Annotated in this window: 29 protein-coding genes; 11 read left to right on the top strand and 18 right to left on the bottom strand. The window is 63.4% G+C overall.

The genetic code is table 11. The annotated features are described in order from the left end of the window. Positions 1 to 10: 10 nt before the first annotated feature. Together FNB15_RS18045 and FNB15_RS18050 are read left to right on the top strand one after the other, a co-directional pair. A complete protein-coding gene (locus FNB15_RS18045) occupies positions 11 to 766 on the top strand; it encodes an enoyl-CoA hydratase (protein WP_144258049.1) in 756 nt (251 codons plus the stop codon). Between the two features lie 75 nt (positions 767 to 841). After that, positions 842 to 1105 carry a hypothetical protein gene (locus tag FNB15_RS18050; protein WP_144258050.1) on the top strand — a complete coding sequence of 88 codons (264 nt, stop codon included), beginning with the start codon at positions 842 to 844 and terminating at the stop codon, positions 1103 to 1105. Between the two features lie 53 nt (positions 1106 to 1158). Here the strand turns inward: FNB15_RS18050 and FNB15_RS18055 are convergent, their stop codons facing one another. From FNB15_RS18055 to FNB15_RS18090, 8 genes are all read right to left on the bottom strand, one after another. Then, positions 1159 to 1629 (bottom strand): aminoacyl-tRNA deacylase, encoded by a 471-nt coding sequence (locus FNB15_RS18055; RefSeq protein WP_144258051.1) that lies wholly within the window; start codon positions 1627 to 1629, stop codon positions 1159 to 1161. Positions 1630 to 1785: 156 nt separating this feature from the next. Further along, positions 1786 to 2277, bottom strand: coding sequence for a Fur family transcriptional regulator (locus FNB15_RS18060; protein WP_144258052.1), 492 nt, complete (start codon positions 2275 to 2277; stop codon positions 1786 to 1788). A 42-nt stretch (positions 2278 to 2319) separates the two neighbouring features. Next, on the bottom strand, positions 2320 to 3162 hold the full coding sequence (locus FNB15_RS18065; RefSeq protein WP_144258053.1) for an alpha/beta fold hydrolase: 843 nt from the start codon (positions 3160 to 3162) through the stop codon (positions 2320 to 2322). Next, on the bottom strand, positions 3159 to 4241 hold the full coding sequence (locus FNB15_RS18070; RefSeq protein ID WP_144258054.1) for a branched-chain amino acid ABC transporter permease: 1083 nt from the start codon (positions 4239 to 4241) through the stop codon (positions 3159 to 3161). Before FNB15_RS18070 ends, FNB15_RS18065 begins: the two co-directional genes overlap by 4 nt. A 14-nt stretch (positions 4242 to 4255) precedes the next feature. Next, positions 4256 to 5275, bottom strand: coding sequence for a branched-chain amino acid ABC transporter permease (locus tag FNB15_RS18075; RefSeq protein WP_144258055.1), 1020 nt, complete (start codon positions 5273 to 5275; stop codon positions 4256 to 4258). Next, positions 5272 to 5997 carry an ABC transporter ATP-binding protein gene (locus FNB15_RS18080; protein ID WP_144258056.1) on the bottom strand — a complete coding sequence of 242 codons (726 nt, stop codon included), beginning with the start codon at positions 5995 to 5997 and terminating at the stop codon, positions 5272 to 5274. The genes FNB15_RS18075 and FNB15_RS18080 overlap by 4 nt, the downstream gene beginning before the upstream one ends. Further along, entirely contained in the window at positions 5994 to 6770 is a 777-nt protein-coding gene (locus FNB15_RS18085) for an ABC transporter ATP-binding protein (RefSeq protein ID WP_144258057.1), read from the bottom strand. The genes FNB15_RS18080 and FNB15_RS18085 overlap by 4 nt, the downstream gene beginning before the upstream one ends. A gap of 54 nt (positions 6771 to 6824) precedes the next feature. Further along, positions 6825 to 8093, bottom strand: coding sequence for a substrate-binding domain-containing protein (locus FNB15_RS18090; RefSeq protein WP_246068726.1), 1269 nt, complete (start codon positions 8091 to 8093; stop codon positions 6825 to 6827). 225 nt (positions 8094 to 8318) lie between these two features. Between FNB15_RS18090 and FNB15_RS18095 the strand changes: the two genes are divergently transcribed. The 7 genes from FNB15_RS18095 (at position 8319) to FNB15_RS18125 (ending at position 13474) form a co-directional block, all read left to right on the top strand. Next, positions 8319 to 8945 (top strand): TetR/AcrR family transcriptional regulator, encoded by a 627-nt coding sequence (locus FNB15_RS18095; RefSeq protein WP_144258058.1) that lies wholly within the window; start codon positions 8319 to 8321, stop codon positions 8943 to 8945. After that, the gene (locus tag FNB15_RS18100) at positions 8945 to 9700 is read left to right on the top strand and encodes an enoyl-CoA hydratase/isomerase family protein (RefSeq protein ID WP_144258059.1); all 756 of its coding nucleotides are present in this window, start codon (positions 8945 to 8947) and stop codon (positions 9698 to 9700) included. Before FNB15_RS18095 ends, FNB15_RS18100 begins: the two co-directional genes overlap by 1 nt. A 6-nt stretch (positions 9701 to 9706) precedes the next feature. Beyond that, entirely contained in the window at positions 9707 to 11200 is a 1494-nt protein-coding gene (locus FNB15_RS18105) for an acyl-CoA synthetase (protein ID WP_144258060.1), read from the top strand. A gap of 11 nt (positions 11201 to 11211) precedes the next feature. Continuing rightward, a complete protein-coding gene (locus FNB15_RS18110) occupies positions 11212 to 11577 on the top strand; it encodes a MaoC/PaaZ C-terminal domain-containing protein (protein ID WP_144258061.1) in 366 nt (121 codons plus the stop codon). Next, on the top strand, positions 11574 to 11963 hold the full coding sequence (locus FNB15_RS18115; protein ID WP_221932675.1) for a hotdog family protein: 390 nt from the start codon (positions 11574 to 11576) through the stop codon (positions 11961 to 11963). Before FNB15_RS18110 ends, FNB15_RS18115 begins: the two co-directional genes overlap by 4 nt. Positions 11964 to 11967: 4 nt before the next feature. Then, positions 11968 to 12756, top strand: a complete 789-nt coding sequence (locus FNB15_RS18120) for an alpha/beta fold hydrolase (protein WP_185973602.1) — start codon at positions 11968 to 11970, stop codon at positions 12754 to 12756. A gap of 97 nt (positions 12757 to 12853) precedes the next feature. Continuing rightward, a complete protein-coding gene (locus FNB15_RS18125) occupies positions 12854 to 13474 on the top strand; it encodes a cytochrome b family protein (RefSeq protein ID WP_144258063.1) in 621 nt (206 codons plus the stop codon). Here the strand turns inward: FNB15_RS18125 and FNB15_RS18130 are convergent. From FNB15_RS18130 to FNB15_RS18175, 10 genes are all read right to left on the bottom strand, one after another. After that, positions 13458 to 14963, bottom strand: a complete 1506-nt coding sequence (locus FNB15_RS18130; RefSeq protein WP_144258064.1) for a tripartite tricarboxylate transporter permease — start codon at positions 14961 to 14963, stop codon at positions 13458 to 13460. The genes FNB15_RS18125 and FNB15_RS18130 overlap by 17 nt on opposite strands. Positions 14964 to 14972: 9 nt before the next feature. After that, positions 14973 to 15443: a tripartite tricarboxylate transporter TctB family protein gene (locus tag FNB15_RS18135; protein WP_144258065.1), complete on the bottom strand. Its 471-nt coding sequence runs from the start codon at positions 15441 to 15443 to the stop codon at positions 14973 to 14975. Positions 15444 to 15514: 71 nt separating this feature from the next. Then, positions 15515 to 16483 carry a tripartite tricarboxylate transporter substrate binding protein gene (locus tag FNB15_RS18140; RefSeq protein WP_144258066.1) on the bottom strand — a complete coding sequence of 323 codons (969 nt, stop codon included), beginning with the start codon at positions 16481 to 16483 and terminating at the stop codon, positions 15515 to 15517. Positions 16484 to 16658: 175 nt separating this feature from the next. After that, complete coding sequence (locus FNB15_RS18145) at positions 16659 to 17393, bottom strand: Crp/Fnr family transcriptional regulator (RefSeq protein ID WP_144258067.1); 735 nt, start codon at positions 17391 to 17393, stop codon at positions 16659 to 16661. Between the two features lie 38 nt (positions 17394 to 17431). Continuing rightward, the gene (locus FNB15_RS18150) at positions 17432 to 18568 is read right to left on the bottom strand and encodes a DNA polymerase III subunit delta' (RefSeq protein WP_144258068.1); all 1137 of its coding nucleotides are present in this window, start codon (positions 18566 to 18568) and stop codon (positions 17432 to 17434) included. Next, positions 18565 to 19233, bottom strand: coding sequence for a dTMP kinase (tmk, locus tag FNB15_RS18155; protein ID WP_144258069.1), 669 nt, complete (start codon positions 19231 to 19233; stop codon positions 18565 to 18567). Before tmk ends, FNB15_RS18150 begins: the two co-directional genes overlap by 4 nt. Continuing rightward, positions 19230 to 20414 carry a D-alanyl-D-alanine carboxypeptidase family protein gene (locus tag FNB15_RS18160; protein WP_144258070.1) on the bottom strand — a complete coding sequence of 395 codons (1185 nt, stop codon included), beginning with the start codon at positions 20412 to 20414 and terminating at the stop codon, positions 19230 to 19232. Before FNB15_RS18160 ends, tmk begins: the two co-directional genes overlap by 4 nt. Continuing rightward, positions 20392 to 21501, bottom strand: a complete 1110-nt coding sequence (locus tag FNB15_RS18165; protein WP_144258071.1) for a septal ring lytic transglycosylase RlpA family protein — start codon at positions 21499 to 21501, stop codon at positions 20392 to 20394. The genes FNB15_RS18160 and FNB15_RS18165 overlap by 23 nt, the downstream gene beginning before the upstream one ends. Before the next feature lie 19 nt (positions 21502 to 21520). Next, positions 21521 to 22693 carry a lytic murein transglycosylase gene (locus tag FNB15_RS18170; protein WP_144258072.1) on the bottom strand — a complete coding sequence of 391 codons (1173 nt, stop codon included), beginning with the start codon at positions 22691 to 22693 and terminating at the stop codon, positions 21521 to 21523. Between the two features lie 85 nt (positions 22694 to 22778). Beyond that, positions 22779 to 23579, bottom strand: coding sequence for a YdcF family protein (locus FNB15_RS18175; RefSeq protein ID WP_144258073.1), 801 nt, complete (start codon positions 23577 to 23579; stop codon positions 22779 to 22781). 111 nt (positions 23580 to 23690) lie between these two features. Here FNB15_RS18175 and FNB15_RS18180 point away from each other — a divergent pair, with 111 nt between their 5' ends. Next, positions 23691 to 25010, top strand: a complete 1320-nt coding sequence (locus FNB15_RS18180) for an MmgE/PrpD family protein (protein WP_144258074.1) — start codon at positions 23691 to 23693, stop codon at positions 25008 to 25010. Then, positions 25007 to 25528 (top strand): hypothetical protein, encoded by a 522-nt coding sequence (locus FNB15_RS18185; protein ID WP_144258075.1) that lies wholly within the window; start codon positions 25007 to 25009, stop codon positions 25526 to 25528. The genes FNB15_RS18180 and FNB15_RS18185 overlap by 4 nt, the downstream gene beginning before the upstream one ends. Positions 25529 to 25561: the final 33 nt, after the last annotated feature.

Genomic DNA, 25561 nt, shown 5'->3' on the forward strand with positions numbered 1-25561 from the left:
AGCAAACACCATGAGCGACATCCTCACCGCGCAGGCCGATGGCGTCCTGACCATCACCTTCAACCGGCCCGACAAGAAGAATGCGCTGACATCGGCGATGTATGCCACGCTGGCCGATGCGCTGGAGGCTGCCGATACCGATCCGGCCGTGCGCGTGATCCTGTTCGCCGGCAATGGCGGCGCCTTCACCTCGGGCAACGACCTGCAGGATTTCCTCAACAATCCGCCGCAGGGCGACAACACGCCGGTCTTCCGTTTCCTGCGTGCAATCAGCACGGCCTCGAAGCCGATGATTGCGGCGGTCAGCGGCGTCGCCGTCGGTGTCGGCACCACGATGCTGCTGCATTGCGATCTGGTCTATGCTGGCGAGAGTGCGAAACTCTCCCTGCCCTTCGTCAACCTGGCACTGGTGCCCGAGGCAGCATCTTCGCTCCTGCTGCCCGCCATGGTCGGCCATCATCGTGCAGCCGAACTGTTCATGCTGGGCGAGGCTTTCACGCCGGCAACCGCCAAAGAGTACGGCATCGTCAATGCCATCTACCCGGACGACAGGCTGCTGGGCGAAGCCACTGCGGTGGCGCAGAAGCTTGCCGCCAAACCGCCGACCGCGATGCGCCTGACCAAGCAGCTGCTGAAACGCACCAAGGGCGATGTGGCCGGCCAGATGGCGCAGGAAGGCGAGCATTTCCGCAGCCAGCTGAAATCAGCCGAGGCACGCGAGGCGATGACCGCCTTTTTCGAAAAACGTCCGCCCAAATTCAGCTAAGCTGCGCTTAAAACAACCGGAACATCGTCGCTTGCGGCGGGTTGAATATGGCCCATCCCGAAAAGGAGGCCAGTAATGCCCAACCGCAATCCGAGACAGGCCGACACGCAGAAGCAGCCGCCCATGCCTGGCCGCAGCAGTGACGTCGGCAAGGACACCGATGGTGATGGCCGGGTGGTTCAGCCGGGTCATCAGGCCGGAGACGTCGATGGCAATCGCCAGCGCAAAGCCCAGTCAGGCAGTTCTGTCGGCAAGGATACTGACGGCGACGGCCGTGTTGTGCAGCCAGGCCGCAAGCCGGGCGAGATCGACGGCGACCGCCAGAAACAGAAGCACTGACGACACTTCAGTCGTAGCCGAAAAGGCCCGCCATTCAGGCGGGCCTTTTTTTGTTAATGCGCAACGCTGATCCGCGCATGCTTCGCCTCCGGCATCAGGCGGCGGAAATCCTCGCCCTTCACGTGTACCAGCGTGCAATGATCGCCGCCCTCAAAGTACAGATCATCCATCGTATCGAGGCGGCGGTCGATCACCACTTCCACGCCATAGGCATCGCCCAGCGGCGGCAAGGCGCCGCGCGCGCAATCGGTGAACAGCGTCATGATGTCGCTTTCACTGGCCAGACTGACCGGCCGCTTCACAGCTTTCGATAGTTTGGCCAGTTCAACATCGCAGGAGGCCGGCACGGCGGCCAGCATGAAGCCATCGTCGTCTTCAAGAAGAACCGCTTTCACCACGCAGGCTTCCGGCAGGCCGGCGCCGTGCGCCGCCTCGCGCATGGTGGCTGCGCCGGGATGTTCGACAAGTTTGTAGGGAACGGATTCCCGCTCCAGAAACTGCTGCAGGCTGCTTGCAAGTGCCATCGACACCCTCCTCTGGCAAGGGTGACGGCCGCCGGATCAAAAACCGGATTGTTTCCCCCGGCGGTGCCGCCGATTGCGATCAGGTTAGCCCGTGACACCGGCGAGGCCTAATGACAATACAGAGACCGGGGATTTTGTTGAATTACAGCCCTAGCTTCAGAGGGCGCGGCAGTCGCGGCAGACGCCGACGACTTCGATAGTCTGGCGTTCGACCTGGAAACCCAGCGCGCGTGCATCCTGCTGGATACGGGTGCCGAGTTCAGGATCGTTGATCTCAGTGGCCACGCCGCACTGGCGGCAGATGAAGATTTCCTGCTGCACGGCATGGCCAGGCTCGATGCAGCCGATAAACGCATTCAGGCTTTCAACCCGATGCACGAGACCCTGTTCCATCAGGAATTCCAGCGCGCGATACACGGTGGGCGGCGCCACCTTCTGGCCATCGCTGCCAAGCTGGGCCAGCAGATCATAGGCGCCGGCCGGCTTGTGGCTCTGCCAGATCAGTTCCAACACGCGGCGACGGATCGGCGTCAGCTTGGCGCCGGTGGCATGGCAATGGCTTTCGGCCGCCGCCAGCGCATCGGCGATGCAGACGGCGTGGTCGTGACCATGGCTATGAGAATGTGGCTGGTGGGCGTGGCGGGACATGCCCGTCATTATAGGGCGGTCGCCGCCGGCTTCCAATGCCTGCTATTCCGCCAGAAACTGGGCGATCAGCGCGATCTGCTCAAGCGTATCCAGCGCCGGGGCATGGCCGACGCCCGAAATGTCGATCCGGCGCGCCTTCGGGCCACGGCGGGTCATCTCGGCGGCGGTGTTCTCGGCCAGCAGGTCGGAAACCGCGCCGCGCAGCAGCAGCGTCCTCGCCGCGATCTGGTCATACAACGGCCAGGCGTCACCGGTGGCGGCGGCTGCCTGCCGGCCCAGCACGGCGGCGATCTGCGGATCGTAATGCGGAGTCAGCCGGCCGTCGGGCAGACGGCGAACTGATGTCTCGGCCAGCTTGCGCCAGCCGGCATCGCTGCTGATCCCGAACGGCGCATAGATGGTGCGGAAATACTGCTCGAGTTCCGGCAGGCTGGCAAACGATGGCGGCGAGCCGGCGTAGGTGAGGATGCGGCTGACGGCACCGGGTGCGATGGCCGGGCCGACATCGTTGAGCACCAGATGACTGATGCGGTCCTTCAGCGCCGTGGCAGCCACCACCATGCCGATCAGGCCGCCCATCGAGGTGCCGACCCAGCGCGCAGTTGTCAGCTCTAGCTGCGCGAACAGTTCGATGGCCTGGCGCGCATAGAACGGCACTGTGTATTCCGCGTCTGGTTCCGGGCTCCATTCGCTCAGGCCCCGGCCAATGGTATCGACCGCCAGCAGGCGATACTGCCCGGCCAAGGCCGCGGCCAGATTGTCAAAGTCATGCGCATTGCGGGCGAAGCCGTGCCACAGGATCACGGCGGGCGCCTCCGCCCTGCCCCAGTCGAGCAGATGGACGCTGCGGCCAGCCAGTGTGAGATAGCGTGAGACCGGGCTCATCTGCGCATCTGCCGCAGTTTGCCGACGATGCCGACCGGGAAGAAATAGACGCTGAGCACGAACAGGATGCCAAGCCAGAGCAGCCAGCGGTCGGCATGGAACAGGTTGGGCAGCAGCGGGATTCCTGCGCTTTCCAGCATGCCGCTGAACTTGCCCATCAGAACCTGCAGGTAATTCTGCGCCAGAATGAAGATCGCAGCCCCCAGCACCGCGCCATAGAGCGTGCCCATTCCGCCGATCACCACCATCAGGAGGATGTCGATCATGATGGCGAAGCTGAGCGTAGTATCCGGTCCGGTATAGCGCAGCCACAGTGCCATCAGCACGCCGGCCAAAGTGGCCATGCCTGCCGACAGGCAGTTGGCGACCGAGCGGTAAACCACCACGCGATAGCCCAGCGCTTCGGCACGGAAGTCATTCTCGCGGATCGCCTGCAGCACGCGGCCGAAGGGTGAGTTGACCACGCGCAATGCCAGCAGGAACAGGAGCAGCGCCGACAGGAAGATCAGGTAATAGGTCAGGATTCGGCCATTGATCATCACACCCATGACGGGCTCGTCGAACAGCCGGAAGGCCGGCCGCAGCATTTCCGGAATCCGGTAGCTGCGGCCGTCCTCTCCCCCCGTAATCTCATTGAGCTGCGAGGCCAGGATGGCGAAAGCGGAGGCCACCGCCAGCGTGATCATGGCGAAGAAGATCGCGCGGACACGAAGGCTGAACAGACCGATCAGAAGCGCCAGCAGGATCGCCAGCACCAGCGCAACGACAATGCCAATGCCAAGTGCCGGCCAGGTGGGGCTGAAATTGTACATGGCGATCGCCACGCCATAGCCGCCGATTCCGTAGAACATCGTATGGGCAAACGACACGATGCCGGTATAGCCGAGCAGCAGGTCGTAGCTGGCAACCAGAATGACGAAGACGCAGATCTTGGCCGCGACATTCAGCGGCTGGCTACCCGGGAACAGGAAGGGCGCGAAAGCCAGGCAGACCAGCACGATGGACAGCACGGCGCCCAGCACGCGCGAGCGCGGATAGTCGCCGGAGAGCAGGCTGTGGATCGGGTTATTCGGCAGCATGCGCCTCGCCCCCCTTACCGCTTGGCCACGGGATAGAGGCCCTGCGGTCGCCACAGCAGGATCGCCACCATCAGAAGAATGCTGCTGCCGAGCGCCAGCTTGGGCGCCAGGAAGCCGGTGTAGTTGGCGACCAGCGCGACCAGAATGGCGCCGATGAAGCAGCCGCCGACCGACCCCAGACCGCCAATGATGATGACGATGAAGATCAGCACGTTCACTTCCATGCCCATGCCGGCGGTCAGGGTCTGGCGATAAAACGCCCAGAGCACGCCGCCGAGGCCGGCCAGCGCCGAGCCGACAATGAACACACCAACGAACAGCCGGCGGATCTTGTAGCCCAAGGCCTCGACCATTTCGGGATTCTCGACACCGGCGCGGATCAGCAGCCCGATCTTGGTACGGTTCAGCACCAGATGCATGACTCCGAAAACGAGCAGGCCCAGCACCACGGCAATCACGCGATATTTTTCCATCGCCGCGTCACCGATCACAATGGCGCCGCGCAGGCCTTCCGGCAGGCGCAGCGGGATCGGGCTGGCGCCCCAGATCACATGGATCATCTGTTCGGCCACGATCATGCCGCCCATGGTGATCAGAATCTGCTTGAGATGCTGGCCATAGACCGGTCGGATCACCACGCGCTCGAAGGCATAACCCAGGGCACCAGTCACCAGCATGGCAACGAGAATGCAGGCCAGCAACGCGCCGACATTGAGCCAGAGATTGGTGCTCTCGACCCAGCCGGCCAAAGGCCCGAGCGCGACCAGGCTGACATAGGCACCAAAAGAGATGAACACGCCATGGCCGAAATTCAGCACGTCCATCAGACCGAAGACCAGCGTGAGGCCAGAGGCCATCAGGAAGATCATCATGCCCATGGCGAGTGCGGCCACGGTGAGCGTGACCCAGGTGGAAAAGCTGCCGACCAGCGGCAGAGCTACCAGCATCAGGATCGGGACCAGCAGCACCGGCAGGTAATCGACGCGTACTTTCGGCAGCGTCACGGTAGAGGCGGTTTCAGCAGCAGTGCTCATTGATGCGCATCCATGCTCAGGCCCAGCAGTTTCTGCTGCAAGGCGGCATCCTCGGCCAGTTCGGCCATCGCGCCGCGATGCACGACGCGGCCGTCATCCATCACCGCGACATGATCGCCCAGCAGTTTGGCGGCAAGGAAATTCTGTTCCACCAGCAGGATGGTCGCGCCGGTGGATTTCAACTCCTTGAAGGCCTGCACCATGTTCATGATGATGGCCGGCGCGAGACCTTTCGTGGGTTCGTCGATCAACAGCAGGTCGCGGGGCTCGACGATGGCGCGGGCAATCGCCAGCATCTGCTTCTGCCCGCCCGAGAGCACGCCGGCCGCCAGCGACCAGAATTTCTCCAGTGCCGGGAACAGGCCGAAAATCCATTTCAGCCTATGCGGATCGAGATCGCCGTTGCGCGCGGCGAGAACCAGGTTCTCGCGCACGGTCAGGTCGGCGAAGATCGCCATATTCTCGGGCACGTAGGCGATGCCTGCCTGTGCAATCTCAGGCGTCGGCAGTCTGGTGATGTCGCGACCATCGAAGGTGATGCTGCCTTGGCTCGCCTGCCACAGGCCCATGATGGTGCGCAGCGTGGTGGTCTTGCCGGCACCGTTGCGGCCGAGCAGCATAGTGAGCTGCCCGCGCGGGATCGCCAGATCGACGCCATGCAGGATGTGATACTGGCCGATATGGGTATGCACGCCCTGGAGATTGAGCAGATTGTCGCTCATGCGGCGGCACTCCCGTCGGCCGGCAGGCCGAGATAGGCCTGCTGCACCACCGGCGAGGCGATCACGGCGGCGGGTTCGCCATCGGCGACCAGGCTGCCGTTATGCAGCACGATGATGCGGTCGGCCAGGCTGCGCACGACATCCATCTTGTGTTCGACCAGCAGTACGGTCTTGTCGCCACGCGCCTTGATGCTGTGGATGAGGTCGAGAATGGTCGGCACTTCGTCGACCGACATGCCGGCGGTCGGCTCGTCGAACATGAAGATATCGGGCTCCAGCGCCAGAAGCAGCGCGACTTCCAGCTTGCGCTGATCGCCATGCGGCAGCGCACCGGCCGTGGCATTGCGCTTGTCGAGTAAACGAACAGCGTCGAGCAGACTGTCAGCCTTCTCGATCAAATCGTGGCGATGACTCCACAGCTGCAGCAACTGCAACCCCGCGCCCGCGCGGCTCTGCACGGCAAGCCGCACGTTTTCCATCACGGTCAGATTGGGAAACAGGTTGGTGAGCTGGAAGGCGCGGCCCATGCCCTGCTTGGTGCGGGCGGAGGCCGTCAGCCCCGTGACGTCCTGGCCACGCAGCAGCACCTGGCCGGAGGTGGCGCGCAGCTGGCCGGAGATCAGGTTGAAATAGGTGGTCTTGCCGGCACCGTTCGGGCCGACGATGGCGGTCAGTGTGCCGGGCTGGAAGGCGCAGCTCACGGCATTGACGGCGACATGACCGCCGAAGCGGATCGTCAGGTCGCGGGTCTCTAATGTGGGTGTTGCTGGCATTGTCCGGATAAAAAAAAGACCGCCGGGACAGTATCGTCCCGGCGGTGGCGTCAGTTAGCGCTTGTTGCGGATCGGCAGCGGCATGCCCGATTCCTGGATGGTCTGCACCAGTTCCAGAAGATCGTTGTCGTCCTTGCCGTCCTTCTTGACCTTGAAGTGGTACATCTGCTGCAGGGCCTGATGGTCTTCCTTGCGGAACAGCATGGTGCCCTTCGGCGTATCGAAGACCATGCCTTCCATGGCAGTGATCAGCTTCTCGGTATTGGTGCCACCCGCCTTCTGCACGGCGGTCAGCGCGGCCGAGGCGGCAGCGAAACCACCAGCGGTGAAGAAGTCCGGCGGATTGCCGTTGTTGCGCTTCTTGTGCTCGGCAACGAACCAGTCGTTGATCGGGTTCTTCGGGAAGTCATGGTAGTAATAGACGGCGCCTTCCATGCCCGGATAGGGCTTGTAGCCCTTCATCACCGGCAGGATGTTGCCGCCCGGCGCGATCTCGATGTTGAAGCGTTCCGGCTTCAGGTCGGCGATCTTGGGCAGCGGATGCGGGCCGGCCCAGATCACAGCGATCACGCGCTTGCCCGGCTTGTCCTTCAGCGCGTCGAACATGCGCTGGGCAGACGCCGTGAAGTCAGTGGTCTGCTGCGGGGCATACTCTTCGAACACGATCTTGACGTTCGGACGGATCTGCGCGAGCGCATCCTTCATCGCCTTCACGCCATCACGACCGAAGGCATAGTCCTGCGCCAGCGTGGCGACGCTGACCTCGCCGCTCGCCGGGAAGGCGGCAGCGCCGGCAATCGCGTCTTGCGACGAGTTGCGGCCGGTACGGAAAATATAGCGGTTCCACTTCTCACCGGTGATCGCATCGGCCACGGCGGGCTCGACGATCAGGATTTTCTTGTGCTCTTCGGCAACCGGCAGCATGGCGAGCGCGCCGCCCGAACCGGTCGTGCCCACGGCCAGGTCGACGTTGTCGTCGGCATAGGCCTGTTCCAGCATCGACTTGGCGAGGTCGGGCTTGAACTGGTCGTCCTTGGTGATGACCACGATCTTGCGGCCCTGCCAGGTCATGGTGCCCTTGGTCATATACTCAAGGCCCATCATGAAACCGGTTTCGGTCTGCTTGGCATAGGCCTCAAGCGGACCGGTCTTGCTGGTGATCAAAGCGATCTTCAGGTCGGCGGCCTGCGCCGACAGCGCCAGACCGGCGCTCAGTACGGCGGCGAGGCCTGCCGTCTTCATCACGCGCTGCATGTAGTCTCTCCCTTGCGATGCGGGCATGGCGACGGAGACGAAACGAATGGCATGCGACATGCGCGACATTTTCCGCTCCTCCCTTTGCTTGGCCCGGGTTATCCCGGTGCCGATGGCGGACCGCGCCCGCTGGACGGTCCACAAACATGACAGTTGATTCATGTTTCATAGATTTGTACTGTCCGGCCACTGGGACGTCAAGCTGCATTCCGGTCATTCTGGACAAACCGCCAGAGCCTGACCGCATGCGGATCGTCCCGATGAACGGATTATGACAAGAGATTCATGGCTTACATGAACCCGAGGAAACGCGTCCTGCCCCTGCCCAAGACTGGCCGGGGCGAGCAGACCCGCCGCAAGATTCTCGATGCCGCGCAGCGCGAGATCGGCCGGCGCGGCTTTGCCGAGGCTTCCATCGCCACGATCACGGCCGAAGCCGGCGTGGCGCAAGGCACCTTCTATATCTACTTCCGCAGCAAGGAAGACGTGATGCGCGAGCTGGTCCTGCATATGGGCCGCATGCTGCGCCACCATCTGACCGAAGCGACAACGGGCGCCAAGGACCGTATCGAAGCCGAACGGCTGGGTCTGCGCGCCTTCCTCGATTTCGTGCGGCGCAACCCCGACCTCTACAAGCTGGTGGAAGAATCGCAGTTCGTGGATGAGAAAGTCTATCGCCAATATTATACCGACTTCGCCAAGTCTTATCGTATCGCGCTGGCAGCCGCCGAGAAGCGCGGTGAGATCACGCCGGGCAAAGGCGATCACGCCACCGAAGTGCGCGCCTGGATGCTGATGGGCATCTCGGTCTTCCTCGGTCAGCGCTATGGCCTGTGGGATCCCAAGGCACCGCTCGATCCCATTGTGGATGTGGCATCCGCCATGGTCGCTGGCGGCCTTGCCGCTAAAGCCGCACGCTGATGCCTACGACGTTGCTGGATATCGCCGACGGCGTCGCGCGACTGACGCTGAACCGGCCGGAACGGCATAACAGCCTCGTCCCTTCCCTGCTCGACAGCATGAATGCCGATCTCGACCGCATTGCCGGCCATCGCGAGATTCGTGCCGTGGTGCTGCAGGCGAGCGGTCGTAGCTTCAGCACGGGCGGCGATGTTGCCGGTTTCCATGCCGTGCCGCGCGGCCAGCGCCGTGCCTATGCCGAAGGCCTCGTCGGCAGCCTGAACCGCACGATCCTGGCATTGCTGCGCTTGCCGGTGCCGGTGATCGGCCGTATTCAGGGGGCTGTTACAGGCGGTTCGCTCGGGCTACTGCTGGCCTGCGACCTTGCCGCGATCACGCCGCAGGCTTTCATCCAACCCTATTATGCACAGGTCGGCTTCAGCCCTGACGGCGGCTGGACCGCCATGTTGCCTGCCCGTATTGGCGCGCAGCGTGCCCGCGAAATCCAGCTGCTGAACCAGCGCGTCTCGGCGCAAGAAGCCCTGCAACTCGGTCTCGTCACCACGTGCATCGAAACAGACACACTGGATGCCACCATCGAAGGTTGGCTGGAGAAGCTGAAAACCATGCAGCCGGCCAGCCTTGCCAGCACCAAGGCCTTGCTGGCCGCCGATTGTGCCGCCGGTCTTGAGGCCGAATTGCGCAGCTTCCTTGAGTTGATCGACAGCGACGAAGCCGAAGCCGGCATGACACGATTCCTGAACAGGGGCATCTGACCCACCATGCAGATCGTGTTCGACATTGCTGCCCGCCGCGCCGAACTGACGCCGGACAAGATCGCCTTCACCGAAGTCGAGACCGGCAAGCAACTGAGCTACGCCGAGCTGAACGCGCGCGCCTGCCGCTTTGCATCCTGGCTGCAGGGCCAGGGCATCGGCAGCGGCGACCGCGTGGCTATTCTCTGCCTCAACACCACCAGTTTTTTCGAAATCCTATTCGCCTGCGGCAAACTTGGCGCCATTCTGGTGCCGCTGAACTGGCGCCAGCCGGCGCCGGAACTGCTGCCGGTAGTGCAGGATGCCGCGGCGAAACTGCTGATTCACGATGCCGAGAACGCAGCTGTCGCCGACGCGCTGAACCTGCCGCTGCTGTCGCTGGCCGGTTACGAGCAGGCCGTGGCGGCCAGCACATCCGACAATTTCGACACGGCATGGCCGGCAGACCGTATCTGGTACATGCTCTATACCTCCGGAACCACCGGCAAGCCCAAGGCGGTGATCCAGACGCCGGGCATGGCTTATGCCAATGCCATCAATATCGGTCAGGCCATCGACCTGACCTCGGCAGACACCACGCTCAATTACCTGCCGCTGTTCCACACCGCCGGCATCAACCTGCATACCCTGCCCGTGCTGATCTTCGGCGGCAGCGTACAGGTACTGAAGAAATTCGAGATCGATCCAGTGATGGCCGCACTGCAGAACGGTGACTGCACCGCTTTCCTCGGCGTACCGGCAATCTATCAGGCGATCAGCCTGCATAAGGATTTCGCCACTGCCGATTTCTCGAAAGTGCGCAGCTGGAGCTGCGGTGGTGCGCCGCTGCCCATCACGCTGATCGAACTGTTCGCCAGACGCGATGTTCTGGTCTGCAACGGCATGGGCATGACCGAAACCGGGCCGACGGTATTCCTGATGGACCGCGCGCATGCCAAGGCAAAGATCGGTTCAGTAGGCAAGCCGCAGATTCTGGCCGAGGTGCGCGTGGTGGATGACCACGACGCCCCCCTGCCCCACGACCATGCCGGCGAATTGCAGATTCGCGGTCCGGGTGTAACGCCGGGTTACTGGAACAACGAGAGCGCCACAAAATCCGCCTTCACCAGGGACGGATGGCTACGCACCGGTGATGTCGCGCGCCGTGATGCGAATGGCTACTACTACATCGTCGACCGCATCAAGGACATGTTCATTTCCGGCGGCGAGAACGTCTACCCCGCCGAAGTCGAGATCGTGATCTACCGCTTTCCCGGCGTGCTGGAATGCGCCGTGATCGGCGTGCCGGACGAGAAATGGGGCGAAGTCGGCTGCGCCTACGTGCTGCCACAGCCGGGCGGCAGCGTCGATGGCGAAGCGCTGCGTGTCTATTGCCGCGAGAATCTCGCAGCCTACAAGGTGCCCAAGCATATCCGCATCATCGAGGATTTCCCGCGCACCGCTGCCGGCAAGGTCCAGAAGCATATCCTGCGCAGCCGATTTTCCGAGACCCCGTCATGAGCCATCCCGGCATGATCAGTATTGTCCGCAGCCTCAGCCAGGCGGATTTCAACGCCTTCGCCGCCGTCAGCGGCGACAACAACCCTATTCATGTCGACCCGGACTTCTCGGCCCGTACCCGTTTCGGCCGCACGGTCAGCCACGGCATGCTGCTCTACACCGTGCTATGGGGCCTGGTGCAGAAATATTATCCCGGCGCGCGGCAGGTCAACCAGACACTGATGTTTCCTAACCCGACCTATGCCGACGATCCGCACCGTTTCACGTTGAACGAGATCGCAGCGACCGATGGCCGGATCGTGCTGTCGACCCAGGTGATGCGCGTCGCCGACGGCTCTCTGGTGCTGGACGGCCAGTCGGAGATCGCACTGTCATGAGCGAAGCCTGCATCCACAAGGGCATGCGCGTCGGCGATCATGCCGAAACCCGTCGCAGTTATGCGCCCGACGACATCGCCGCCTTCCACACTCTGGCCGGCGAACCGGACACCGCAAGAGACGCAGTACCCGAACCGCTGGTCGGCGCACTGTTTTCCTACCTGCTCGGCGTCAAGCTGCCCGGCTTTGGTACCAACTACCTGAAACAGGAACTGCAATTCGAACAACCCGTCCCGGTCGGCGTGCCGCTGATCGCTCGCGTCGAGATCACGCGTCTGCGGCCCGACAAGCATCTGGTTGATCTGGCCACCACCTGCCGCGATGAAAACGGCACTGTCTATTGCCGTGGCCGCGCCCTGGTGCTGGCAAAGGATGTTGAGGCCTGAGCGTATGATTCATGTGGCCGAAACAGGCAGCGGACGGCCGTTGATCTTCCTGCATGGCTGGTCGAGCCATGGCGACTACTTCGGCCCGCAGGTCGAAGCGCTGGCGCGCGATTACCGGCTGCTGATGCCAGATCTGCCGGGCCACCGCCGCAGCCCGGCGGCGCCCGAGGCGCTGAGCATCCCCGCCCTCGCCGCCGACCTGCACAAGCTGATCATGGCGCGCGGACTGGAGAAGCCGGTGCTGATCGGCTGGTCGATGGGCGCGATGGTGGCGCTCGACTACATCGCGCAGTTTGGCAGTGATCGCCTGGGTGGCCTGGTGATTGAGGACATGACCGTCAAGATCACTAATGAATCCGGCTGGCGCTTCGGCATCCGCAATGGCTTCGACGCCGCCCAAAGCACGGCAGCCGTTGCGGCGATGCGTGAAGACTGGGTGGGCTACAGCCAGAATGCCATGCCGCGGCTGTTCGCCCGCAGCTACACGCCTGCTGCTGAACTGGGTGACTGGATTTCGGCCGAGATCGCACTCAACGACGGCCATGCCATGGCCGCACTCTGGCAGTCTATGGCCGCCCAGGATTACCGCGCGCTGCTTCCTACACTGGCGCTGCCCGTGCTGATCCTGCATGGCGGCGAGAGTCAGTTATACGAGCCGGCGGTCAGCCAGTGGATGGCGGCCAACATCCCCGGGGCACACCGCTGCTGCTTCGACAATGCCGGACACAGCCCGCATCTCGAAGTGCCCGAAGCCTATAACCGGGCACTGGTCGATTTCGTCACGTCCCTGTGATCCGACCTGCTTCCCCCGAAAACTGTAACGGCCATCACTTGTCCTGACGCGTGCAAAGGCGGAAGGATCGCCACGGCCCTGCAGGGAGAGCGACACAATGACCACCCACTGGTTTTATGGCTGGCGACTGACCGCCCTGATCGCGTTCCTGCTGTCACTCATGACGCTGGGCATCATTGGGGCTCACGATTTCTCCGTAGACGGACTCCGCATGGCGATCCGCGCCACGGCACGCACCTCGCTGCTGCTGTTCCTGCCAGTTTTCGCCGCCTCCGCGTTGGTACGCCTGCAGCCCAACGATGGCACGCGCTGGCTGCAGCGCAACCGCCGCTATCTCGGCGTCTCTTTCGCCGCCTCGCATATCCTGCATGCTTTCGCGATCATCGCTTTTGCGGTCAGCGATCCGGTCCTGTTCGGCAGCATGACCAGCACGGGTACGCTGGTCACCGGCGGGCTGGCCTATCTGTTCATCCTCGCCATGGCCGCTACGTCGTTTGACGGCGCCGTGCGCTGGCTCGGCTTGCGGAACTGGCGTGCCCTGCACTGGAGCGGCAGCTGGTATATCGCGATCTCGTTCATCATCACCAACGCCAAGCGCACACCCGGCATGCCGCTCTACTGGCTGGCGGTGACGCTCACGCTCGCCGTGATCGTGCTGCGCCTGTTCGACTGGTGGCAGCGCCGCAAGGCCGCGCGGATCGTCAGTATACCGGCCTAGCGCGCAGCCTGCGCACCAGCCAGGTAGCCAGCGGCCAGAACAGGATGATGATGGTCAGCACGCCCAGGCTGGCTGAGATCGGCCGCTCGAAAAATACCAGCGGATTGCCATTCGCCTTGATCATCGAGGTGACGAAATTCTCTTCCAGCATGGTGCCCAGCACCACGCCAAGAATAGCCGGAGCCACGGGGAAGCCGTTCTCCTCCATCACATAGGCCAGCAGGCCAAAGGCCAGCGTGATGGTGACGCCGAAGACCGTATTGTTGATCGCGAATGCACCCACTGCGCAAAACAGCAGGATGATTGGCATCAGGATGTTGCCCGGCACGCGCAGGATGTTGGTGGACAGGCGGATCGCCAGCCAGCCGAGCGGTACCATAATGATGTTCGCAACGATGAAGACCAGGAAAATCGCGTAGACGTTTTCCGGGCTGTTCAGGAACAGCGTCGGGCCCGGATTGAGGCCCTTCAGATACAGCACGCCGATGGCGATGGCCGTGATGCTGTCACCGGGAATGCCGAAGACAAGCGCGGGAATCCAGGCACCGCCCAGCGCGCTGTTGTTGGCCGCGCCGGATTCCACGATGCCCTCCACATGTCCGGTGCCGAATTTCTCAGGTTCTTTTGAGAGTTTCTTGCTGAGCGCATAAGACATCCAGGAGGCCATGTCGGCACCCGCCCCCGGCATAATCCCCACCGCGGTCCCCAGCACACTGCCACGCAGAATCTGGGTTGGATATTTTTTGGTCAACGCCCACATGCCGGCAAAGACATTACCCAGACGCTGAACGAGAACGCGCGCCGGCGGATCGGTATTCACGACGAAGCGTAAAATCTCCGAGATGGCGAACATGCCCACCATCATCGGGATCATGCTGATCCCGCCCATCAGTTCGGTATTACCGAAGGTGAAACGCGGATAGCCGCCGGGATTGTCGAGGCCGACACAGCCGACCAGCAGGCCGATCAGCAGTGCTATGATCGCCTTCAGCACGCTGTTGCTGCCAATGAAGACCGCTGCCGAAAGCCCGAGGATGACGAGCCAGAAATATTCAAAGGACGAGAATTTCAGTGCGATCTCAGCCAGCGCCGGAGCGGCGGCGATCAGTACCGCCGTGCCAAACAGCCCGCCGATCGCTGAGAAAACCAAGCCGGCACCAAGTGCCTGTTCCGACTGCCCCTTCAGGGTCATCTGATAGGCTTCGTCGGTATAGGCGGCCGAGGCCGGTGTGCCGGGGATACGCAACAGCGCCCCGGGAATGTCGCCGGAGAAGATCGCCATAGCGGTGGCCGTCACGATGGCGGCCACCGCGGGCACCGGCGGCATAAAGAAAGTGATCGGCACCAGCAGCGCAGTCGCCATCGTTGCAGTCAGCCCCGGTATGGCACCGACGAAAAGCCCGAAGGCGGCCGCGCCGACCATGACCACCAGCACATAGGGATCGAAAACCAGTTTTGCGGCGGCAGCAGCGAGAGTCAGCAGGTCCATGACCGTCCCCTACCAGTGCAGGCCCTGCAGCAGCCCCCAGGGCAGCGGCACGCGCAGAAATTTGTAGAAGACGGTGTGGATCACCAGCGTGGCAATAATCGCGATCGGCAATACCAGGACTTGGCGCACGCCGAGCGCATAGAACAGCACAGCCAGGATCAGCACACCGGTGATGATGAAGCCGAGGAAAGTCGAGCAGAAGATATAAAAAAGCAGCGACGCGATCACGAGCAGAAAGTTGATCAGATGCGGCGTCGACCGTGTCCATGCCCCCATCACGACCAGCGGCATGCGTTCGCCGCGCAAGCCGCGCCAGATCAGCAGCAGCGAACAGCCGAGCAAAAGCATCGCGACCAGGCCGGGGAAAGCCGAGGGGCCGACATTCTGTCCCGGGATCGGCGGATACTGGCTGACGGTGACAAGGATTGCGACCGCCAGCAGCGCAAGCAGCAGCCCGCTCAAAGCATCATGAATTCGCATGGCACCAACCTGCGGAAAAGAAAGACCGGCGCAGCTTTGAGGGCTGCGCCGGCAGCACTGTGGGCGACGGCTTACTTGGCGATGCCGACGGCCTTCATGATGGTGCCCATGTCGGCATCCGACTTGGCCATGAACTTGGCGTAGTCCTCCGGACCGGCCCAGACGATGCCGAAGCCGCGCTGCGCCATGAAGTCCTGATAGTCCTTGCTGTCATAGACCTTCTTGACGGCGGCGGTCAGCTTGTCGGCGACATCCTTCGGCAGGCCCTTCGGTGCGGCAATGCCGCGCCAGGCGGCCATGGTCCAGTCGCTGCCGGTTTCCGACTTAAGCGTCGGCACTTTGGGGAACAGCGCCGAGGGCTTGGGGTCCATGATGGCAAGGCTCTTCACCTTGCCCGCCTCGATCAGCGCACGTGCTTCCGGCAGCGAGACCGGCGCGATCTGCACGCCCCCGGCAATCATGTCCTGCAGTCCCGGCGCCGCACCGTTGCTGGGCACCCAGCCCACGCTCGACGGATCAATGCCCTGGTCGCGCAGCAGGCCGGCCAGCGCCAGATGCCAGATGCCGCCCTGACCGGTGCCCGAGGCCTTGAACTTGCCTGGGCTGGCCTTCACGGCCGCGAGCAATTCCTTCACTGACTTGTAGGGGGCATCGGCCGGCACCTGCACGCCAGCGGGATCGGCATTCACCAGCGCGATCGGCGTATAGGACGACGGCGTCAGTTCGGTGAGGCCCTGCCAATGCATCATGGCGATCTCGACCGTGATCAGGCCGATGGTGTAGCCGTCGGCCGGCGCCTGCGCGATGGCGGCATGACCCACCACGCCGCTGCCGCCGGTGCGGTTCACCACATTCACCGGCTGCTTCAGATCTTTTTCCAGCAGGCTGGCGATGATGCGCGCAGTGGCATCGGTGCCACCGCCAGCCCCCCACGGCACGATCATGGTGATCGGACGATCCGGATAGGCCTGCGCACCTGCTGCGGCGAGCAGCGCCGCACCCGCGACCAAGCCCGTGACAAACGCCTTGAACCCACGCATGAAATCCCTCCTGCTGATTGACGTTTCCTCGATGCCGGCGCGTCTTCTCAATCGCGCGCCGTTACACCATGGGGAGTACTATCTCCCATCTCATATGTCAGATCAACGTGAAAGGCGCACCCATGCATCGCACTTTAGTGCGCTGCACACTCGTATCAGGAGGTGACAGGTCTGGTCAGGCCAGGCCGTGGCTGCCCTGACGCACATCCAGCCGCACGATGGCCTGTTCCAGGGCCGCGCGATCGGTCAGGTAGTAGGTCTTGTCCTTGCGCGTCACCTGGCCGCCATGCAGCAGGTTGGCCAGCACGCGCGCGACCGTCTCGCGCGTGGTGGCGGCGCGGCGGGCGATCTCATGCTGCTTGGGCATGGGATAGATCATCCAGCCGTTGTTGTTCAGCGGATCCTGGCGCGCCAGCTTGAGCAGCTCGCGATAGACACGCTGGATGGCGCCAAGCGTGGCAAGGTCCATGATGCGCTCGTTGTTGGCGCGGATGATGTTGGTCAGGCGTCGCATCACCTTGATGCCGACAGCGGGCTCGCGCGCCACCAGGGCCTCGAAGGCCTTCGGCGGCAAGGCGGCCAGGCGGCAGGAGGTCTGCGCCACGACGCTGGCTGAACGGCGCTCGCCATCAATGGCGGCGATCTCGCCGAAATAGCTGCCGGCGGAAACCAGCGCATAGGAAATCTCGCGACCGTTGCCGGAGAAGTTCACGACCTCGACGGTGCCATCGACGACGAAATAGACGTCACGGCTGTCGCTGTTGCGATCCAGAATTTGTTCATGCGCGGCGAAGCGGCGCCACTGGCAGGCGCGCTCCACTTCGGCACGCGCAGCCGGGCTGAGATCGCTCAGCAGATCGATCTTTTCCAGACTGTCAGGCGCGGCGGCGCCAACGGCTGCCTTGGCCATGAAATCCCCCTACCCGATCCCGTCTATGCTCGTCGATGTCAACGTGCCGCCGCCGACCGCCCGAGAGCGGCAAACAGGTTCAACAGCATCTGCTTGCGGTCAAGATTGACCGATTCCCCGCGGTCGAGCAAGCGACCGAGCTGCTCCCAGTCCTCGGCCCAGCGAGCCGGTGCCTGCCATTGCGACAGGCGTTGGGCCAGCGCAGTTTCGCCGGGGAAGATTTCCGCCCAGCCACTGCCGCCGATCCGGCCCGCCGCCGCGGCCCGCACCATACGGGCGAGCCACCAGCGAAACAGCTCGGCCATCAGCTGGAAGCCGGCGCCGCTGCGGTCGCGCGCCAGAACATCGCCAAAAGCGTGCAGCTTGGTCATGTCGGATTTCGGCAGCTGGCCCACGATGTCGAGCAGGCCATGCAGCAGTTTCAGCCCGCCCTGCGATGCCAGCACCACGGCACGGCCCGGCGAACCTTCCGCCAGCACGCCAAGGCCGCGCCGCTCGGCGGCATCCAGATCGGGCAGCAGGCGATCCAGCGTGGGCTGCATCGCAGCTTCGTCGAGCGGCTTCAGCGCCAGCCGGCGGCAGCGCGATCGGATCGTCGGCAGCAAGCTGCCCGGAGCATGGCTGACCAGCAGCAGTACGGCGTTCGCCGGCGGTTCTTCCAGGATCTTCAGCAGCGCGTTGGCGGCATTAATGTTCATGTCGTCGGCGGCATCGACGATGCAGACTCGATAACCACCCTCCGCAGCCGTCTTGCCAAAACGGTCGATCACCGCGCGGATATCCTGCACCACGATATCGCCGCGGAAGCGGTCGGCCTTGTCGTCCCAGCTGCGCTCGACCGCGATCAGGTCGGCATGACCAGCATTGGCAACGCGTGAAAATACCGGGTCTTCCTCGGAAACGGTGAGCGAGGTCGGCAACACTGGCGCATCGCCGAACAGGCTGGGGCCTTCATCGGCAGCCGAGGCCGGCCCATGCTTGAGCAGGAAGCGTGCGAAGCGAAACGCCAGCGTCGACTTGCCGACACCACGCGGGCCGGTGATCATCCACGCATGCGGCAGCCGGCCCGAGGCCCAGGCCTCGAGCAGTGCCTTCTCGGCTACTTCATGCCCGAACAGCGCAGTATTATGCCGCGGCGCCCAGGTGGCAGCCTCCTGCGGATCGAATTCGCTCATGCGGGCAGATTAAAGCGCGCGGCGACGGCCTGCCAGAGTGCTGCGGCCACCTGATCGGGATTCCCGCCGGCATCGATCAGTCTGCAACGCTCCGGCTCGCGTCTGGCGATCTCGTGAAATGCCGCCCGCAGGCTTTCATGGAAGGCCAGCCCCATCCGCTCGTAACGGTCTTCAGCCTGAGCCGCGCCGGTCATGCGGGTTTTCGCCCGAGCCAGGCCGGTTTCCACCGGCAGATCGAGCACCAGAGTCAGGTCGGGGGCAAAATCACCCAGCACGAGCCTATGCAGCGCCGCCACCGTCTCACGACCGACAGAACCGGCATAGCCCTGATACGCCATGGTGGAATCTGCAAAGCGGTCCGAGATCACCCAGGCGCCGCGCGCCAGTGCTGGCTTCACGGTTTTCTCGACATGGGCACGGCGAGCCGCGTAATGCAGCAGGGTTTCGGTCATGGCATCCCAGCGGGCGGGATCGCCGGTGACCAGCAGGCTGCGGATGTCTTCAGCGCCCGGTGTGCCACCCGGCTCGCGGGTCTGCACCACGTCGATGCCGCGTGCTGACAATGCAGCGGCCAGACGCTTCACCTGGGTCGATTTGCCGGCGCCCTCGCCGCCTTCCAGCGTGATGAAATGGCCGCCCCGAAGTCGATCGGGTTGGACGGTCACTGCTTGTTCGCGCCCCAGAGCAGGTAACTGACCGCCGCGCCGATGCGGCCGGTGAAGCCCAGCTGCTGCACATCGGCACCGGCCAGCAACGGCACTTCACTGACAACAGTGTCACGGTTCATCACCGTCAGCTTGGCGACCGGCGTTCCCTTGGCAATCGGTGCCGGGATCGGGTTGTCGTAGGACACCGTCACCTTGATATTGCCTTTGGTCTGTCGCGGCAGGGTGAGCGCCAGATTGCGATCAATCACCAGCGGGATGCGCCCCGCATTGCCGAGCCAGACATCAGCCTCGTCCACCACCGCGCCGGCGGTGAACAGCTTGTAGTTATCGAACTGGCTGAAACCAAGTTCGAGCAGCCGTTCGGCCTCGCGCGAGCGCTCGTTCATGCTCTTCAGGCCGTTGAATACCATGATCAGGCGGCGATCACCGCGCTTGGCCGACGCAGTCAGGCCATAGCCAGCGGCTTCAGTATGGCCGGTCTTCAGACCGTCGGCGCCGCCATCCTTGTAGAGCAGCGGATTGCGGTTTCCTTGCGTGATCGGCTTCTTGGTCGCGCCATCGATCCCGTAGGTGAACTCCTTCTGGGAGTAGAAGTGATAATACTGAGGGTGACGCGCAATGATCTGCTGGGCGAGAATCGCCAGGTCGCGCGCTGTCATCAGATGCTGCGGGTCGGGCCAGCCCGAAGCATTGCGGAAGGTGCTGCTCTTGAGGCCAAGCTGCTTGCCGCGCTCGGTCATCATTTCTGCAAAACGTTCTTCAGTGCCGGCAATGCCTTCGGCCAGCACAATGCAGGCGTCGTTGCCTGACTGGACGATCACGCCCTTCAGCAGGTCTTCCACCTTCACGCGCCCGCCGATCGGCACGAACATCTTCGAGCCTTGGATGCGCCAGGCCTTTTCGCTGACCGGCAGCATGTCGTCCATGCGCAGCTTGCCAGCTTCGAGCTGCTCGAAAACCATGAAGGCGGTCATCAGCTTCGACATCGACGACGGCGGCATCAGTTCGTCGGCGTTCTTCTCAAAAATGACCGTGCCGGTATCGTAGTCGAGCAGAATCATCTGCTTGGCCAGCGTCTCCACCTGCCCCAGCTGGGCAAACGACGGACGCGCAACTGCAACGGCGACCACGGCCGCAACAGCGGCGACAGCATACTTACTCCACAACGATACGCGCATTGGTCTGTCCGTTATTGATTGCTTGCTGCAACGCCTGATCCGCCTGCGTCACCTGATTGAAGGGGCCGAGGCGAACGCGGAAAAATTCCTGCCGGTTGATGAAGGTCGAGCTGACACTGGATGGGCCGAGCAACGACATCTGCGCCGCCAGCTTATGAGCATTCTCATGCAGGGTGAAGGCTCCAACCTGCACATAGATCTGGCCGCCGCGCGCCGGGCCGACCTGCGGCGTCTGACGGTTCAGCTCCGCTTTGGTGATCAGCTCGCCAGGCGCACCGGTCGCCTGCGGATTTTGTGTATTCTGCGCCGCGAGCACTTCCATCGCCGAAGGCTGCGACGGCGCCGAGCGCGCCACGTCGCCGCTGCGCCCGCGCATGCCGGGCGGCGGCGGCAGGGCTTCGGCCTGCACGCCACCGCGGGGCGCAGCCGACGGCGTTTCATCGGTGCCGGAACGCGATGCGATCTGCGCGCCTGGCTCGCCAGCGAGCGGCGCCGGGCCGATATACTGCACGCGAACCTTCGCCGTCCCCTGGCGCTCGTAACCGATCAGTTGCGCGCTGCGGCGCGACAGATCGATCACGCGGCCGTTGGCATAGGGGCCGCGATCATTCATGCGCACCACGATGGTGCGGCCATTCTCGAGATTGGTGACACGCACCAGCGACGGCATCGGCAGAGTCGGATGCGCCGCCGTCACCTCGTTCATGTCGAAGATTTCACCGTTGGCGGTCGCCTTCCCGTGGAACTGCTCGCCATACCACGAACCGATGCCGGTCTCGTCGTAGTTCGGGTCTTCCTTGGGGTAATACCAGACTCCGTTGATCTGGTACGGATTGCCGACCTTGTAGATGCCGCCCTTGGCAATGGCGGCCTGGCTCGGCGGCTCGCCGCTGCGGACAACCGATTTGGCGGAATGGTTCAGCAGGGCGGCTTCAGCACAGGCCGATAGACCGAACAGAGCCGCCAGCAGGGCCAGACTGCGAAGCGCCGGACTGCGTGAAATCGGGGCGCAGGTCTGCTGCGTGGTTCGGGAGTCCCCCCGACCCCCCCGGTTTAAGCAAGGGATGGCGTGTCGCTGACGATTCATAGCCTAGATGTTGGGTATTTTACCCGTCACCCAGCCGATCGGCAAGCAGGCTGACCGTCAAAGCATAGTGATGGGCGCAGTTGTAGCGCAGGATCGAGCGGTAATTGCCATAGACCAGGAAGGTGGGCCCGCCCGCCCCGTCAGGCTGTACCAGGGCTCCGCTCTGCTGGGCCTTGGGCAATTCGCCGCCATCGGTGCGGCGCACGCCCAGCCGGGTCCAGTCCTCCAGACTCATGTCACGGGTCATCTGGTCGATGGCGCGGCAGCCCGAACGGCCTTCCCGCGCATAATTGCCCAGTGTTTTCTGCAGTTCGGCCGAGATCCGCACTTCGCGACCCCAGGTCTGCGAGGTATTCCAGCCATGTTTGGCGAGGTAGTTGGCGATCGAGGCGAAGACGTCGCCGGTGTTACCCCAAATGTCGCGTTTGCCGTCGCCGTCGAAATCCTCGGCATAGGCCAGGTAGCTGCTCGGCATGAACTGCGGCTGGCCCATCGCGCCGGCCCAGGAGCCTTTCATGGTCGGGAAGTCGATATAGCCGCGATCCAGCATGGTGAGCGCCGAGAACAGCTCGTTGCGGAAATAGCTGGAACGGCGCCGATCGAAGGCCAGCGTGGCCAGCGAATGCATCAGCGGCACATCGGCCTTCACCGCGCCGTAGCGTGTTTCGATGCCCCAGATCGCCAACACGAAGCGCGGTTGCACGCCATAGCGCTGCGACACCTGGCGCAACAGCGCCTGATGATCATCGCGCAGCTTCTGGCCGCGCTGCACGTTCAGGGGCGTGATGACACGGTCGCGATAGGTGGCGAAGCTGAGTTTGAATTCTGCCTGGTTGCGGTCGCGCTCGATGATGCGCATGACCGGCTCGACGCCGGTCAGTGCCGTGCGCACGACGTCCTGCTTGATGCCCTTCTGAAGCGCCTCGTTGCGGACCTCGGCCAGGAAGGCTTCAAATTCTGCGCGATTGAATGGCGCCACCGCCTCGCTAGCCGGAGCCCCGGACGTGGCGGTCGGTGCGGCAGGTGCTGACGCGGGTGTGGAGGCTGCAGCAGGTGCCACTGCCGGAACAATCGGCGTCGCGGCAGACGCCGAGGGCGTCGCGCCTTCGCGCGGCTGTCCGGAAGGACGCCAGCCGCATGCCACGACCAGCCCGAAACCAAGCAGGACGACCGCCAGCCGCAAGCTTCGCATGCTCTACCTCCGAATCCGCAATCTCCAAACCGTTCAATGTGTTAACCTAAAGCCGACGGATTCGCCAAGCACCCGCCGTGATATCTCACGGCTTTGTTTCGGCTGTACCGCGCCCCGGCAGCAGACCAGACGTCCATCCCTGCAGCCGATACCAGAGCAGTCCCAGCATTTCCCGGGCCACAAAATTGAAGCCGGACAGCCGGCGCAAGGGGGAAAACTCCAATTCCGGCGGATTACCGGTCAGGAAATCGACCGGATAGGGCAGCACCGGCCATCCCAGTGTCTCGAAGGCATTGACCGCTCGCGGCAGATGCCGGGCCGAGGAGACCAGTATCCAGACCTGACCCTGTCTGGGCTGGGCCAAAGCATGGGACAACCGGGCATTCTCCGCCGTGTTGCGCGACGTCCGCTCGTAGAGCACCCGCTCAGGATCGAGGCCAAGCTTGGCAAAGACGGCGGCGGCAACATCAGCTTCGGTCACCTCGCGATCCAAGTGCGGCACGGCCGCCCCGCCACTGAAAACCAGCTTTGCGGCTGGATACTGCCGGGCCAACGCAACAAAGCCGATCAGCCGGTCGGCATTGCCGTTAAGTTCCGGCCAGCCGCGTACGGCCATGATATCGGGCCGCTCAGCGCCGCCCAGCACAATGATGCCATCGACCTGCGCCGGCAGTTCGGGAACCGGAAAATACTCCTCCAGCGGCCGCATCATCCAGTCATGCAGCGGCAGCAGGCCGATGGCGCCGATAACCAGCAGCATCATCGATCCGAGCACGATTCCGATCCGCCGGGTGAACTGCCACCAGGACAACGGCAGCGCTAACACCAGCAGGAAGAAAATCCAGCTGCTAAGATCGGTCAAAATGGCGAGAAACGGTCCAAGCATGATCAGGGGGGTCTCGGGAGAATCGCGATTCAGGCGAACCGGCGGTGTCACTTTGCGAGGGCTGGTGGTAAATATCAATCGACCATGGTTCGCCCCCTGCAGACAGAGGCCATGACCGCTCTCGCCCCGCTTTCGTTACCGGCCGCTTCCCTCACCTCACGCCTTGCCGCATTGATCGCCGCCAGGCCGATTGGCGTTGAGGATTATCGCGCGGCTGCCCTCTTCACGCTGGATGCACTGGCCAATGCACTGGCCGGCCGCAGGACGACCGCCGGAGAAATCCTGCTCGACTGGGCCGATGCCGAACCGCTGACCACCGGTCGCGAGGCCATGCTGCTCGGCGGGCTGACACATATCCTGGAAGTGGACGACCTGCATCGTGCTTCGGTGGTGCATCCAGGCTGCGTGGTGGTGCCGGCCGCCTATACGCTGGCGCGACGCCGCAACCTGCGCGGCCATGCCTTCCTGGCTGCCGTGCTGCGTGGCTTCGAGGCCTGCTGCCGTGTCGGCATGGCGGTGGGGCCGGCGCATTACCGCATCTGGCATAACACCGCGACCTGTGGCCCCTTCGGGTCCGCCTATGCCGCCGGCGACATTCTCGGCCTCGATCATGCCGCCATGACTGATGCACTTGGGAATGCCGGCACGCAATCTTCAGGTCTGTGGCAGTTCCTTGAGACCGGCGCGATGAGCAAGCATCTGCATGCCGGCCGCGCCGCTGAAGCAGGCTTGCTCGCAGCCGATCTTGCCGCACGCGGTTTTTCTGGCCCGCCGCAGATTCTTGAAGGCGAGAAAGGCTTCTTCAAGGCGACCTGCGCCGACCCGAAGCCGGAACGCCTGCTGGCAGATCCGGATGCACCGTGGCAACTGCGCCTGACCTCGATCAAACCATGGCCGTGCTGCCGTCATACCCATCCGACCATCGATGCCGGCCTTTCACTTGCTGCGAAAATCGGCAACCGGAACATTGAGCGGATCAAGGTCGCCACCTATCAGGCCGCACTGGATGTCTGCGACCGCGTCGCGCCACGCAGCGAATACGAAGCGAAGTTCTCACTGCAGCATACCGCCGCCGCGGCCCTCACGGATGGGCATGTCGATTTCGCCAGCTTCGATCCTGCAGCCCGCGATCGCCTGGCGGCAACGGCGGCGCGCGTCGAGATCATCGCCGCCCCCCCTTATGTGCGGCGCTATCCGGTGGCCTGGGGCGCCGAGGTGACAGTCCAACTGGATGATGGATCGGAATTGAGCGCAAGCCGCGAGCATGCCTATGGCGATCCCGAAAATCCGCTGGATCAAAGCGCCATGCGCGCCAAGGCCACCATGCTGCTGGAATATGCCGGCATTGCAGCGCCGGCCAAATTCATCGATGCCGTGCTGGCGCTGGCCGAGGATGCCGCCCTGCCCGACCTGCCGCCGGTGCAGCCATGATGCGCATCCTGCTTCGCACACTCCTGCTGTCATGCGCGCTGACCACGCTGATCGGCGCTACTGCCTTGGCACAGGGCCAGGCGCCCGGCCGCGAAGGTGCCGCGCGCGCCAACAAGGCCTGCTTCAACCAGAAAGAAGCCGAAGCCGAAGCCGAAGTGCGCACCGGCATCCAGCTGCGTGAAATCCTGCGCCGCTGCGTGCAGATCGACCCCGACGGTCAGGCCTATCTGAATGACTGGTACGCCTTCGACCAGGAAAACGGCGACCGGCTTCGCAATGCCGTTGAGCTGCGCCGCGCCGCGCTCTCGCGGATATTTACCACTCGCAGCCAGGCCCAGCAGTGGGAAACCGATTCCGCGGTCGCAACCACGAAACCGCTCCAGACCAACGAGGCGGTGTGCAAAAGCACTTACGACATCGTCGAGCGGATCAAGAAGGATAAATGGAACGGGTTCAAATACTATGCCCGCCTCCAGGAGCAGATTCTGATCTACGATCTTCCACTTTGCAAAAAGTGAACGGCCAGGGGGCGGCTCGTATCCGATTCCGGC

This window comes from Ferrovibrio terrae (genome assembly GCF_007197755.1).
GTDB classification, from domain to species: domain Bacteria; phylum Pseudomonadota; class Alphaproteobacteria; order Ferrovibrionales; family Ferrovibrionaceae; genus Ferrovibrio; species Ferrovibrio terrae.